The organism is Lentzea sp. HUAS TT2 (assembly GCF_051853195.1).
GTDB lineage: Bacteria > Actinomycetota > Actinomycetes > Mycobacteriales > Pseudonocardiaceae > Lentzea.
In genome coordinates this window covers 7,866,153-7,880,094 of sequence record NZ_CP196667.1, presented here as the reverse complement: position 1 = coordinate 7,880,094, position 13,942 = coordinate 7,866,153, and the positions used below count along the sequence as shown (strand labels likewise).

General features: G+C 70.1%; 11 protein-coding genes. 4 read left to right on the top strand and 7 right to left on the bottom strand.

Annotated elements, in window-relative coordinates; translation table 11 throughout:
- Positions 1-281: 281 nt before the first annotated feature.
- Complete coding sequence (locus ACSHWB_RS37520; RefSeq protein ID WP_439664738.1) at positions 282-3,002, bottom strand: BTAD domain-containing putative transcriptional regulator; 2,721 nt, start codon at positions 3,000-3,002, stop codon at positions 282-284.
- A gap of 161 nt (positions 3,003-3,163) precedes the next feature.
- Here ACSHWB_RS37520 and ACSHWB_RS37515 point away from each other — a divergent pair, with 161 nt between their 5' ends.
- Complete coding sequence (locus tag ACSHWB_RS37515; protein ID WP_439658056.1) at positions 3,164-5,284, top strand: choice-of-anchor P family protein; 2,121 nt, start codon at positions 3,164-3,166, stop codon at positions 5,282-5,284.
- A 42-nt stretch (positions 5,285-5,326) separates the two neighbouring features.
- On the opposite strand, the gene ACSHWB_RS37510 is transcribed toward ACSHWB_RS37515, so the two are convergent.
- Positions 5,327-5,707, bottom strand: coding sequence for a cupin domain-containing protein (locus ACSHWB_RS37510; protein ID WP_439658055.1), 381 nt, complete (start codon positions 5,705-5,707; stop codon positions 5,327-5,329).
- 53 nt (positions 5,708-5,760) lie between these two features.
- Between ACSHWB_RS37510 and ACSHWB_RS37505 the strand changes: the two genes are divergently transcribed.
- A complete protein-coding gene (locus ACSHWB_RS37505; RefSeq protein ID WP_439658054.1) occupies positions 5,761-6,732 on the top strand; it encodes a GlxA family transcriptional regulator in 972 nt (323 codons plus the stop codon).
- On the opposite strand, the gene ACSHWB_RS37500 is transcribed toward ACSHWB_RS37505, so the two are convergent.
- From ACSHWB_RS37500 to ACSHWB_RS37480, 5 genes are all read right to left on the bottom strand, one after another.
- Entirely contained in the window at positions 6,710-7,747 is a 1,038-nt protein-coding gene (locus tag ACSHWB_RS37500; protein ID WP_439658053.1) for a GrpB family protein, read from the bottom strand. The genes ACSHWB_RS37505 and ACSHWB_RS37500 overlap by 23 nt on opposite strands.
- A gap of 33 nt (positions 7,748-7,780) precedes the next feature.
- Positions 7,781-8,653 (bottom strand): non-homologous end-joining DNA ligase, encoded by an 873-nt coding sequence (gene ligD / locus ACSHWB_RS37495; RefSeq protein WP_439658052.1) that lies wholly within the window; start codon positions 8,651-8,653, stop codon positions 7,781-7,783.
- Positions 8,643-10,085 carry a non-homologous end-joining DNA ligase gene (gene ligD, locus ACSHWB_RS37490; RefSeq protein WP_439658051.1) on the bottom strand — a complete coding sequence of 481 codons (1,443 nt, stop codon included), beginning with the start codon at positions 10,083-10,085 and terminating at the stop codon, positions 8,643-8,645. The genes ligD (ACSHWB_RS37495) and ligD (ACSHWB_RS37490) overlap by 11 nt, the downstream gene beginning before the upstream one ends.
- Entirely contained in the window at positions 10,086-10,910 is an 825-nt protein-coding gene (locus ACSHWB_RS37485) for a Ku protein (protein ID WP_439658050.1), read from the bottom strand.
- 129 nt (positions 10,911-11,039) lie between these two features.
- Entirely contained in the window at positions 11,040-12,017 is a 978-nt protein-coding gene (locus ACSHWB_RS37480) for a tyrosine-type recombinase/integrase (RefSeq protein WP_439658049.1), read from the bottom strand.
- 607 nt (positions 12,018-12,624) lie between these two features.
- Between ACSHWB_RS37480 and ACSHWB_RS37475 the strand changes: the two genes are divergently transcribed.
- Complete coding sequence (locus ACSHWB_RS37475) at positions 12,625-13,119, top strand: DinB family protein (protein WP_439658048.1); 495 nt, start codon at positions 12,625-12,627, stop codon at positions 13,117-13,119.
- Between the two features lie 15 nt (positions 13,120-13,134).
- Positions 13,135-13,935, top strand: a complete 801-nt coding sequence (locus ACSHWB_RS37470; RefSeq protein ID WP_439658047.1) for an LLM class flavin-dependent oxidoreductase — start codon at positions 13,135-13,137, stop codon at positions 13,933-13,935.
- The last annotated feature ends 7 nt before the right edge of the window (positions 13,936-13,942 follow it).

Below are 13,942 nucleotides of genomic sequence, written 5' to 3'. Positions count from 1 at the left end.
CCGCGACGAGGACATGGTCGGCGTGGCGGTCATCGGGCTGGCGATGTCGTACCCGGACCCCGTGGTCGCGTTGCGGCGGGTGGCCCGCGCCCTGGACCACAACCGCATCGAGGTCCGCCGCCAGGGCGCCACGGCGCTGGCGCACGTGGCGCGCATGCACGGGGTGGTGTCGCGGGAGTGCCTGGAGGTGCTGCGCCGGTACCCGGACGACGTGGCGGAGGAGGACCTGTGGACGTTCGTCGCGCACCGCAGGCTGCCGGCGTGGTTGTGGTGGCGGCGGGTCAGGTCACGGGCAGGGCGGCGAGTTCCACGCGCACGGCGTGCCCGGTTACGAGGTCGCGCTGCGCCTCGGCCCGTCGCAGCGCCTCCTCGAAGTGCCGCCGCGCCAGGTCCGGGTCGCCCTCGGCCTTCGCGACGCGGCCGCGTTCCACGGCGATGTGGCAGCGCATCTGGTCGGGCCCGTACCAGCCGCCGGGGCACAGTTCCCACGCCAGGTCGCACTCGTGGCGGGCGGTCGCGTAGTCCCCGGTGAGGCGGGCGAGCCCGGCCAGGCCCAGGCGGGCGCCGGCCTGGATGACGAGTGCCCCGGCGCGGCGGGACAGGGTCAGTGCGAGGGCGAAGTCGGTGCGTGCCCCGTCGAGGTCGCCGGTGAGCAGGGTGGCCTGGGCGCGTCCGATGACGGCCTCGGCGGTGTCCTCGGTGGCGCCGAGCTCGTCGAGCAGGGCGCGGCCGCGTTCGATGTGGACCAGGGCGCCCGCGGCGTCGCCTTCGGCCATGGCGATCTCGCCGAGCTGGTTGAACGCCAGTGCCGCGCCCCAGCGGTCGCCGGCGCGGGTGAACGCCTCCGCGGCGCGTTCCAGTAGATCGGTGCCCGTGGCCGGGTCGCCTCCCATGCGGGCCACCAGACCGTCGCCGACCAGGGCGAGCGCGGCGCTCCACGGGTCGGAGCCCAGCAGCCGGTTGCGGCGGTGCCACACCTGGGAGTCGTCCTGTGGCGCGCCGAGCGCCATGCCCCACATCATCGTCATGATCGGGTAGCGCGGTGGGTCGACGAGCATGTCCATCAGCTCGTCGGCCTGGCGGACGCGGGCGCTCTGGTCGCCGGTCGCGACGGGCCACGCGATCAGCAGGCACAGCGAGTACTCCTGCTCGTGGCCCTCTGGCGGGGTCTCGCCGCACGCGTGCAGCACGGCGTCGGCCTGCTGGGCGGCCTCGGTGCGCAGGCCGCGGAACCAGTAGTAGGTCGCGAGCGCGGCGACGAGCTCCAGTGCGAGGCGCAGGTCGTGGGCGGTGGCCCAGGTGACGGCGGCGACGAGGTTGTCGTGGTCGGCGGCGAGCCGGGCGAGCCATTCGATCTGGTCGTGGGCGCGCAGGTGCGGTTCGGCCTGCTGGGCGCGTTCGAGGAACCACCGCGCGTGCCGCTGCGCCAGGTCGGGGGCGTGGGTGGCGCAGAACGCGTGGATGGTGTCGAGCATGCGGTAGCGGTCGTCGGCGACCTCGACGAGTGACTTGTCCGCCAGCGAGATCAGCGTGTCGACGTCGGAGTCGCACACGGCGGTGACGGCGTCGAGGCTCGCGCCGCCGGAGAACACGGTGAAGCGGGCGGCGAGGTCGCGTTCGGCGTCGGTGAGCAGGTCCCAGCTCCACCCCACGACGGCGTGCAGCGTGCGGTGCCGCGGCGCGGCGGTGCGGCTTCCCTTGGACAGCAACCGGAACCGGTCGTCGAGCCGCGCGGTGATCTCGGTCAGCGGCAGTGACCGCACGCGTGCGGCGGCGAGCTCGATGGCCAGCGCGATCCCGTCCAGGCGCCGGCAGACCTCGGCGATGACGTCCAGGTCGGCGTGGAAGCCCGGCTTCACGGCCTGGGCGCGGTCGAGGAACAGGCGGGTGGCGGCGTCGTCGTCCAGGGCGGTGACCGGGCTCAGGGTCTCGCCGGTGATGCCGAGCGGTTCGCGGCTGGTCGCCAGCACCCGCACGTCCGGGCAGGTGGACAGGAGGTCGCCGAGCACGCGGGCGGCGTCGTCGATGACGTGTTCGCAGTTGTCCACGACCAGTACGACCTCGCGCGTGGACAGCGCGGCCCGCAGCCGGTCCTGCACGCTGACCGGCCCGGCCGAGAGCAGACCTGCCTCGCGGATGCCGAGGCCGTCGAGCATGGCGCGGGCGACGTCGGCGGTGGCGCTGAGGTCGACGAACGCCACCTCGCCCGGTTCGCGGTGCGCGACCTCCACGGCCAGGCGCGTCTTGCCGGTGCCGCCGGGGCCGATGAGCGTGACGAGCCGGTTGTCGCGCAGCCACTTCGACACGCGCCGCAGGTCCTCGTCGCGGCCGACGAAGCTGGTGAGCTGCGCGGGCACACCCCGGTGCGGTGCCTGCGCCCGCAGCACCTCCAGGTGGGCGGCCGCGAGCGCGGGGGAGGGATCGACACCCAGTTCGTCGGCCAGCAGAGCCCTGCCCTGCGCGAACACCTCCAGCGCCTCGGTCTGATGGCCGTCGCGGTGCAGCGACCGGATCAGCGCGGCCCGCGCGTCCTCGCGCAGCGGGTGCTCCGCCACCACCTTGCGCAGGTCCTGGGTGGAGCCGCCGGACACCGCGCAGCCGATGAGCATCTCGGTCAGGCGCTGGCGGGCCACCTGCGCGAACGGCGCGTCGACATCGGCCAGCGCCGGTCCGCGCCACAACGCCAGGGCCTCGGCCGCCCGTCCCGCCTCGAGCAGCTCCGCGCACCGCAGGTGATCCACCTCCGACGGCGCGGCGAGCAGCCGGTAGCCCGCGGGATGGTGCTCGATCACCAGGCCCGGCACGGTCCGGCGCAGCCGCGAGACCTGGGACTGCAGCGCGTTGGCCGCACCGGCGGGCGGCTCGGAGTACAAGCCGCCGATCAGCTGCTCGTGCCCCACGATCCGCCCAGTGTCGAGCACGAGCATCGCCAGCAGGGCGCGTTGCCGTGGCGCGGCGACCTCCACGCCGTCGACCAGCACCGGACCGAGCACCCCGAACATCACCGGCGTGATTCTTCCGCAGTCGCCAGGTCCACGAGACCGGAATCGACCTTGGTCCGAATAGGTCGACTATCGATGCATTTCGGTGACCCGCCGTATCAGCCCGGCCACGTGCGGTCTCCTTCCGTTCGGTCGGGGACGAACCAATCGAGCGGAGAACCATGAGACCCAGCATCACGGTCGGCGCCGCACTAGCGGCCACCGTGGCACTCGCCATCCCTGCGCACGCGGCCACCGGCAACCTGCCCGGCGGCACGAGCATCGGCGTGACCATCACCAGCCCGGCGAACAACGCCGTCGTCGTGCCCGGCCCGGTCACCGTCACCGGCAAGGCCTCGATCGGTACCGGCGTCGCGATCGTCGACACCGCGCTGACCTACGTGCTCGACGTGTCCGGCTCCACCTCCACCGTCGTGAACGCGGGCTGTGGCGGAGACCAGAACGGCGACGGCCAGCCCGCCTCGATCCTCGACTGCGAGATCGCCGCCGCCCGGTCCCTCAACGCCAAGGCCGCCGTCCCCAACACCGTCGTCGGCAGCGTCGGCGCCGCCGTGTTCGGATCCTCCGGCGCACCCCTCGACGTCAGCCCGGCGGCAGGTGACCAGCAGGTCATCGCCCCCACCGCCGACGCGAACGGCAGCGGCGGCACCGACATCTCCGAGGCACTGGGCGGCGTGCAGTTCAGCGGTGCCCAGCTCTTCACCGCCCGCAGCGTCGGCGGCGGCACCAACTACACCGCGGGCCTGACCGCCGGCCTCGCCTCGGCCACCGCCGCGCCGCAGCAGCGCAAGCTGATGATCTTCCTGTCCGACGGTGTCGGCTCCGGCAACGTCGACGCCCTGCTGCAGCAGGCCAACGACGCCGGTATCAAGATCTTCACCTTCGCCGTGTCCAACGGTGTCGCCTGCGGCGAGGCGAACGCCCCGAACTCGTTGCGCAAGATCGCCGAGACCACCGGCGGCACCTGCACCGAGGTCCCCGACGTCTCCCAGCTGCCCGACGTCGTGCCCGGCGTCATCGCCTCCAAGCTCACGCAGCTGACGTTGAAGGTCGACGGCGGCGCGGACATCCCGATCACCTCGATCACCCCGAGCCTGCCGCAGGACGGGCCCGCGACCGTCGACTACTCGGTCGCCACCCCGGCGCTGACCCCCGGCACGCACCAGCTGTGCGTCACCGCACGCGGCACCGACGGCGGCGGAGCCGGTGACGTGACCGAGTGCGTCACGGTCAAGGTCAACGCCCCGCCCGTCGTCAAGCCCGGCGGCCCGTACGCCGGCCAGGAGGGCACCGACGTCGCCCTCGCGGGCCTGGTGACCGACCCGGACGGCCCGTCGCTGACCACGGCGTGGACCGCGGCACCGCAGTCCGGTGTCGACGCGGGCGCGACCTGCTCGTTCGGCAACGCCGCCGCCCAGACCACCTCGGTCAAGTGCACCGATGACGGCGTGTGGCAGCTGACCCTGACCGCGAACGACGGCCTCAACCCGCCCGTCGCGGTGTCCACGACGCTGACGTTGTCCAACGTCGCCCCGCAGGTCACGCTGACCGCCGACAAGACGCTCGTCACCCGCGGCACCACGGTGAACTTCACCGCGCCGTTCACCGACATCGCCATCAACGACAAGCACACCTGCACCCTGAACTTCGACGACGGCAGCCCGGTCGCGAACGGCGCCGTCGCCCAGGGAGCCGGTAGCGGCACCTGCACCGCGTCGCGGGCGTTCACCGCGCTGGGCGCGCACAACGTCCTGGTGACCGTGACCGACGACGACGGCGCCTCCGCCACCGCGGTCGTCAAGGTCGTCGTCTACCTGCGCGGCGAGGCGTGGGCGCTCAACGCGACGGGCCTGGTCAACGTCGCGAAGACCGCGCACGCCCAGTGCCCGCCCAACGAGGACAAGACCGTCGCCAGTGTCAACGTCCTGGGCCTGGCGTCGGTCAACGCACTGCACGCCGACTGCACCCTGGACGCGAACACCGGCCGCACCGTCGCCTCGGCACGGGTGGAGGGAGCGTCCCTGCTCGGTGGCCTGATCACGCTCAACGCCATCGAGGCCAAGTGCGAGAGTGACGCGAACGGCGTCGTCGGCTCGTCGAAGGTCGGCACGCTCAACGGCCAGCCCATCGGCACCGGCCCGCTCACCGTCACCATCGGCATCGCGACCGTCCGCCTCAACGAGACGGCGACAGGGCCCAACGGCCAGCTGATCCAGAACGCCGTCCGGGTCACCACGATCCTCGGCCAGGAGATCATCTTGTCGGCCTGCCGCCTGGGCTGACCCCGTGAATGAGGCTGGGAGGGACCGCGCCCCCTCCCAGCCTCACCCCAGCTCGTGCCCGGCCGTCGCGTCCACGTGCGTCGGCACCTCGTCGTGCCGGTCGCCCACGGTCAGCGTGCCGCCGGGCTCGAACATCAGGATGTGCGCGCCGTGCGGGGCCGACGGCTTGTGGAACGTCCCGCGCGGCACGGTGAACACCTCGCCCTTCGCGAGCAGGACCGAGCGTTCGGGTTCCCGCAACGCGATGTGCAGCTCGCCGTCCAGGACGAGGAAGAACTCGTCGGTGTCGTCGTGCACGTGCCAGACGTGCTCACCCCGCACCTTCGCGACGCGCACGTCGTAGTCGTTGACGCGGGTGACGATCCGAGGGCTCCACAGGGCGTCGAACGAGGCCAGCGCCTCGTCCAGGGAGATGGGGTTCATGCTGTCGAGCTTCGCGGCTGTCGCGAGCTGAGCGTGAGTGCTAGGAATCGCACATGCCGCAAGAATCCTCGCACCGCGTCGTCGTCATCGTGGACGAGAACTCCAACCCGTTCGAACTCGGCTGCGCCACCGAGGTCTTCGCCCTGCACCGCCCCGAGGTCGGCGGCCACCTCTACGACTTCCGCCTCTGCTCACCCGAACCCGCCACGGTGATGCGCGACGGCTTCTTCACCCTCACCGGCGTCACCGGCCTGGACGCCACCGAGCACGCCGACACCCTCATCATCCCCAACCGCCCCGACGTCGAGGTACCCCGCCGCGCCGCAGTGCTCGACGCCATCCGCCGCGCCCACGCACGCGGCACACGCCTCGTCGGGTTCTGCAGCGGCGCCTTCACCCTCGCCGAAGCAGGCGTCCTCGACGGCCGCCGCGCCACCGCCCACTGGCAGTGGGCCGACGACTTCCGCACCCGCTTCCCAGCCGTGCACCTCGAACCCGACGTCCTGTTCGTCGACGACGGCGACATCCTCACCTCCGCCGGCAGCGCCGCCGCCCTCGACCTCGGCCTGCACCTCGTCCGCCGCGACCACGGCGCCGAGATCGCCAGCTCCGTCAGCCGCCGCCTCGTCTTCGCCGCCCACCGCGACGGCGGCCAGCGCCAGTTCGTCGAACGCCCCGTACCCGACCTGCCCGACGAGTCACTCGCCCCCGTCCTCGCCTGGGCCCAGCAGCACCTCGACACCCCGCTCACCGTCGCCGACCTCGCACAGCGCGCCGCCATGAGCCCCGCGACCCTGCACCGCCGCTTCCAGGCACAACTCGGCACCACACCACTGGCCTGGCTCACCGCCGAACGCGTCACCCTCGCGTGCCGGCTCATCGAACTGGGGGAGCGCCGCTTCGACGTCGTCGCCCGCCGCACCGGCCTGGGCACCGCCGCCAACCTCCGCGCCCTGATGCGACGCCAGACCGGCCTCACGCCATCGGACTACCGGCGCCGCTTCACCCCAGCGCCCGCAGGATGATCCGCTCCACCACCCGCGCCTTCGCGTCGGCGTAGTCCTGCACCCGCGCCCACGTCCTTCCCGCCAGCTCCCGCTTCGTGCGCTCGTACTCCTCCCGGTCCTGCGGGTAGGCGCGCAGCCGGTCGCGGAAGGCCAGCATGCGGTCGAGCTCCTCGCACTTGGGGGAGTAGACGTGCAGGTTCACGTTCGGCTCCGTGCCCTTGAGCAACCGGTGCTCGTGCCAGGTCCGCTCCCGCAGCCGCAGGTAGTAGCCCGCCGCCACCAGCGCCGGCACGTAGGCGTCCTCGTCGGCCGAGTCCGGCACCACCAGCAGGATGTCGATCAACGGCTTCGCCGCGAGCCCCGGCACCGACGTCGAGCCGACGTGCTCCAGCCGCACGATCTTCCCGCCCAGCGCGGCCCGGATCTTGGCCTCCTCGACGGCGTACCACTGCGGCCACTGCGGGTCGTAGTCCTCCAGCACCACCGGGGCGTTGTGCGGCGGCGTCTCCGTCACGAACTCCACCTCGCCCGGCTCCACCGGCCACGCCAGATAGGCCCGCTCGAGGATGTCCAGCACGACCGCGTTCTTCGCGTCCGTGTAGTCCTGCACCCGCTCCCACGTCCGGCCCGCCAACGCCCGCTTCGTCGACGCGTACAGCTCGCGGTCCTCGGCGTTGTCGCGCAACCAGTCCCGGAAGATCCGGTGCCGCCGCACCTGGGCACACCCGCGCGGGAACACGTGCAGGTTGATGTCCGTGTCCGGGCCCTTGAGGATCCGGTGGTCGTGCCAGTCGTCCTCGCGCACCGTCACCCGGTACCCGGCCGCCTCCAACGCCGGCACGTACGACCCCTCGTCCAGCGGATCGTCCACCACCAGCATCAGGTCGACCAACGGCTTCGCGCACAACCCCGGCACCGACGTCGACCCCACGTGCTCCAACTCGGCACCCGGCAACGCCGCCAGGACCCGTTCCCGCTCCCGTTCGTACAGACCAGGCCACGCGGCGTCGTACTCGGCAAGCTCGATGTTCACGGCAAACCCCCACCTAGGCAGTCGGCCAGAATATCAACTCCCGAACAGGTCACCCGCCGACTCGACCCGCGCCAGCACCTCGTCCGCCGTGAACACCAGGTCCTCCACGATCTCGCAGTCCTCGACCTCGTCCCACGTCACCGGCGCCGACACCGCCGGCCGCTCCCGGGCCCGCAACGAGTACGGCGCGATCGTCGTCTTCGCCGGGTTGTTCTGCGACCAGTCGATGAACACCTTCCCCGGCCGCTGCGCCTTCGCCATCGTCGACACGACCAGCTCCGGATGCTCCTGCGCCAACCGCTGCGCCACCGCCTTCGCGTACTCCGACGTGTCCTTCGCCGGCGCGTACGCGTACACCTGCATCCCCTTGTTGCCCGACGTCTTCGCCCACGAGTCCACACCGTCGTCGTCGAGCACCACCCGCACCTGCTCCGCGACCCGGCAACACTCCACCACCGTCGCCGGCGCCCCCGGATCCAGGTCGAACACCAGCAGATCGGGATCCCGCTTGCCCCCGCGCGGCCCCACCGTCCACTGCGGCACGTGCAACTCCAGCGCCGCCAGGTTCGCCAGCCACACCAACGTCGCCAGCTCGTCCACCATCACGTAGTTGACGGTCTCGTTGCCCTTCGAACTGCCCGGCGACTCCAGCCGCATCGTCCGCACCCACTCAGGACGGTGCTCCGGCGCGTTCTTCTCGAAGAACCACTTCCCGTCCACCCCGTTCGGATACCGCTTCAACGTCACCGGACGGTCCTTCAGATGGGGGAGCAGCACCGGCGCGATCCGGGTGTAGTAATCGATCACCTCACCCTTCGTGAACCCGAACTCCGGGTACAACAGCTTGTCCAGGTTCGTCAGCTTCAACACCCGGTCCTCGACCCGCACCGTCGCATCACTCGACAACCCGACGCACCTCCTCCGGCGTCTTGTCCGGCCGCAACCCGCGCCACGCCGGAAACCGCATCCGCCCGTCCGGCGTCCACTGCCGGAACACCACCTCCGCCACCAGCTCCGGCTCCACCCACAACGCGCCCTTCGCACGCTCCCGCGGCATCTCCGTCACGAACGGCGAACCCTTGCGCGCCAACGCCCTGAGCCGCGGCGTCAACACAGCCAGCTCGGCATCGTTGAACCCGGTACCCACCGACCCCGCGAACGCCAGCCCGCCGTCCTGGGGGATACCCAGCAACAGCGCCCCCACCACACCCGACCGCTTGCCCTCACCCATCCGCCAGCCGCCGATCACCACCTCCTGCGCCAGCAGGTCCGTGATCTTGCGCCACACCGGGCTGCGCACCCCCGGCTGATACGCCGAGTCCAGCCGCTTCGCCACCACACCCTCGAGCCCCTGCTCCCGGCTCGCCGCCAGCACCGAGGCGCCGTCCTCGTCGTAGGACGGGGGAGTCAGCCAGCTCGGACCCCTCAACTCCAGGCCCCGCAGCAGCTCACGACGTTGCCGGAAAGGGAGAGGCATCGTGGACGTGCCGTCGAGGTGCAACAGATCGAACAACAACAACGTGATGGGGTACTGCCGTGCCGCCCGGCGCGCCGCCTCGGACTTCGTCACGTGCATCCGGTTCTGCAACGCGCTGAAACTCGGCCGCCCGTTCTGCAGCGCGACGATCTCCCCGTCCAGCAGGGCCTCCGTCGACCCCAGCTGCTCACCGACGCCCTGCAGCTCCGGATAGGCGACCGTGATGTCGTTGCCCAGCCGCGACCACGCCTGCACCCGCCCGCCCTCGACCCTCAGGACCGCCCGGACACCGTCCCACTTGAACTCATAAGCCCAATGATCATCATCGTCGTGGGGGAGAGGACCAGGAACAGCGAGCATCGGCTTCAGCTGCTCCGGCAGAACCTTCCAGTCCGGACGCGCCGCGGCGTGCCGCCGCTTCATCATCCAGTTCTTCTCGTCCTTGCCCGACCGGAAGAACACGAACTGACCCTGCACCCGATGACCGTGCAGGACCACGTCCACCTCACGGTCCGACCACTTCACCGTCTCGTAGCGGCCCCGGTCCCAGATGACCATCTCGCCACCGCCGTACTCACCCTTCGGAATCTCCCCGGAGAACTGCGCGTACTCCAGCGGATGATCCTCGGTGTGCACGGCCAGACGCACCACATCCGTCGTCGACGGCAACCCCTTCGGCACCGCCCACGACACCAGAACACCATCACGCTCCAACCGCACATCCCAATGCAGGCTGCTCGCGTGATGCTCCTGAATCACGAACGTGTCGTTGTCACCCCTGGGCAACTCGTCCGCACTCGGAACGGGCTCCGGCGTCCTGGCCGGATCCCGCTTGCGCCGGTACTCGTCGAGCCCGGCCATCTACGCCGACGAGGCCTTCTTCTTCGGCGCGGCCTTCTTCTCAGCGCCCTTCCGCCCGGCCTTCGCCTTCTCCACACTGCGCTCCAGAGCCGTCATCAGATCGATGACATCACCCTTGTCCTCGGCCTCCGGCTGCTCGGGCAACTCCGCACCCTCCGCCTTCGCCGCGATCACCTTCTCCAGCGCGTCCCGGTAGTCGTCGGTGAACGTGTCCGGATCGAAGTCACCCGCCATCGACTCCACCAGCGACGTCGCCATCTTCAACTCCTGCGGCCGCACCTCCACGTCCTGATCCAGGAAGTCGAACTCCGCCTTGCGGATCTCGTCCGGCCACAACATCGTGTGCATCACCAGCACGTCATCACGCGCCCGGATCGTCGCCAGCGTCTCCTTCTGCCGGATCGTGATCTTCACGACCGCCAGCTGACCCGTCTTGACCAGCGCGTCCCGCAACAACACGTACGGCCGTGCCGCAGCCTTGTCCGGCTCCAGGTAGTACGTCTTCTGGAAGTAGATCGGATCGATCTCCTCCGCCGGCACGAACTCCAGAACGTCGATCGACTTGTCGGTCTTCACCGGCAACTTGTCGAAGTCCTCGTTCTCCATGATCACCATGCGGCCGTCGTCCAGCTCATAGCCCTTGGTGATGTCGCCGTACTCGACCTCTTCGCCGCACACCGAACAGACGCGCTTGTACTTGATGCGCCCGCCGTCCTCCCGATGCACCTGGTTGAAACGGAAGTCGTGCTCCTCGACAGCCGTGTAAAGGCGCACGGCGATCGTCACCAACCCGAAGGAGATGGCCCCACGCCACACGGATCTCATCCTCATTGGGTACCCCTGAAATGCGGTTCTCGCACTATCAGATCACCCACTTGGCCTAACGATCCGGCAACTGAGCGACCCCCGGCCCACGCGTCACAACCGAGAGTCCCGCACACCGGTGGAGCACCGCTAGATGTCCCTGAGCGCCCGATACGTCCGGTTGCCCGCCACCGCCGCCCGCCGCTCCCGCGCCGTCGCCTCGATGTAGTTCTGACTCGTCGCCAGACTCGCATGCCCCAGCAACGCCATGATCTCGCTCGCCGACGCCCCGTCCTCCGCCAGCCGCGTCGCGAACGTGTGCCGCAACGCGTGCAGATTCGCCCCCGTCGGCACCCGGTCGTTCAACCCCGCCCACCGGAAACACGACTTCACCAGGTACTCCAGCCCACCCCGCCCGATCGGCTCACCCTGCCGATCCCTCAGCAACGCCGAGTCACGGTCGAACCGCCCCTGCGGGAACCGCTGCCGGCAGCTCTTGAGGTACGCGTCCACGATCCGTTCCATCGGCGGCTCGATGGGAACCGACCTGTCCCGGTTCCCCTTGCCCTTCACGTGCAGCCGCTGGTCACCCTCCCGCCCGACCACGCTCGCCAGCGTCAGCGTGCGCATCTCCGCACTTCGCAGCCCCGCGACCAGCCCCAGCGCGATGACCAGCACGTCCCGTTCCGGCCACGGGTCACGCCCCTTCGTCGCCCCTTCCGCCGCGGCTGTGAGCAGCTGCTCGGGGGTGTCCTCGCCGCGCAGGGGCTTGGGCACGAGGGGAGGCGTCTTCGGGCGGGCGATGGCACCCATCGGGTTGCCGGCCATCAGGTCCTCGGCCACGCAGAACGTCAGGAACTGGTTCCACGTCGACCAGGCCCGCAGCACGGAACTCTTGGCGTGGGTGTCCGCGAACAACCCGAAAGCCTGACGGAGATTGGCGCCGGTGAGCTGGGCGATCGTGAGGTCCTCGACGGGGGAGAGGAGGGCCTCGGCCAGGAGTGTGTTCACACCGGAGAGATCCCGCTGGTAGGCGGCCGTTGTGTGCGGGGAGTCCTTGCGGGTCCGGCGGGCGAGGAAGAAGGCTTCCTGGGCGGCGAGCACGTGCATATGGATCTTGTACCGCACAGCACCGACAATTCCGCGTTCCGTGCTGGATAATGGCGATTATGCATGAAATGTCCGTTTCGCCGGATTCCGACACGGCGGAGGAAGGCGCTGGACCAGGTGGCGTCACTTGCCGGGGATCGCGAACGTAATGACGAGCCGCCACGTACGTCCCACTGATGACACGTCGGTGCCGACCGCGCTCCGGCATCGCCGTGGATCTGATGTTGTGGCGTCTGCAAGCGCAGCCGGCCTGCCCGTTGGCTGCGACTTGCAGACGCGCCAACACGGGCGTTTCAGCCCCTTCTGAAGCGATCTTCGCAGGTCGCCGTTTCGCCGATAATCTACATTATGTCAAGTAACTCGGATCTGGGCCTCTCGGAGGCTCTCCCGCCTTGCCCTGTGGCGCGTCTGGCCGCCGTTGGTCGCTGCCGCTGTCCACGGCCGGCGCGCTGGCGTCGTCAGGAGCCGTCCTGACGAACTTTTCGAGTGCGGGCGCTGAGGTGGGCGTCGTGAGCGGCGCTGTCGGCCGGCTTCTGGTGTCGCCCCTCGCTCCGGCGCTCCTGGATCCTCTTTCGTCACCGTGGCGATAGATACCTGGCCCGTGGGGCTGGCAGGCTCTGCGGTCATGATCGATGAGTTCGCCAAGGAGTACCTGCACGGTGATCTGCGCGAGTTGCGCGAGGTGATGGTGTGGAAGCTGGACGGTCTGTCCGAGTCGGACGTGCGGCGCCCGCTGACCGCGTCCGGGACGAATCTGCTGGGTTTGGTGAAGCACCTGGCGTTGTCGGAGTCGCGGTACTTCGGTGAGGTGTTCGGGCGGCCGTTCCCGGAGCCGATGCCTCGGTGGGACGACCTGTCGGCGCGTGGGCTGGACATGCGGGCGGACGAGTCGGAGTCGTGTGAGGAGATCGTGGGTCGCTATCGGCGCGTGTGGGCACATTCGGATGCGACGATCTCTGCTCTTGCGGTGGACTCCCCTGGGTTTGTGCCGTGGTGGCCGCGTCCGGACGTGATGTTGTTCAACGTGTTGGTGCACTTGGTGTCGGAGACGGCGCGGCACGCGGGGCACGCGGACATCTTGCGGGAGCAGCTCGACGGTGCGACCGGTGAGGGGCGTTGAGGCAGACTCCCCCGCATGCGTTTCGCGATCTACGTGCCTTGTTATGGCGATGCCTATGGTGATCCGTCCGTGCTGGTGTCGCTGGCGGTGGAGGCCGAGGCGGCGGGGTGGGACGGGTTCTTCATGTGGGACCACGTGGTGGCGGAGCCGGTGGTGGCTGATCCGTGGGTGACGCTGGGTGCGGTGGCGGCGCGGACGTCGTCGATCGTGCTGGGGCCGATGATCACGCCTGTCCCCCGGCGTCGTCCGTGGAAGCTGGCGTTGGAGGCGTCGACGTTGCAGCGGTTGTCCGGGGGCCGGTTGGTGCTCGGGGTGGGGATGGGTGTGGGGCGGGATTTCACGTCGTTCGGTGAGGCGTCGGATGTCCGGTCGCGGGCGGCGCGGTTGTCGGAGGGGGTGGAGTTGGTGCAGGAGTTGTTGTCGGGTGAGCCGGTGGAGCACCACGGGGCGGTGTTCGACGTGTCGGGGGTGCGGTTCGCGCCGGTGGAGGTGCCGGTGTGGACGTCGGGGATCTGGCCGCGGAAGGTGCCTTTTCTGGCGGCGGCGCGGGCGTCGGGGTTGTTCCCGATCATTCAGGACGGGTCGGGTGGGTTCGCGGTGGCGTCGCCTGAGCAGGTGGCGTTGATGAAGGCGGAGTTCGTGGCGGCGGGTGGGCCTGCCGATGGGGATGTGGCCGTGTGGGGTGGTGGGGCTCGGCCGTCGGCGGAGCGGGTGTCGGAGTTCGCGGACGCCGGGGCGACGTGGTTGTTGCTGGACGGGTGGAAGGCGTCGCTTTCGGAGCTGCGTTCGTACGTTTCCGCTGGTCCGCCGCGTTAGAACGATC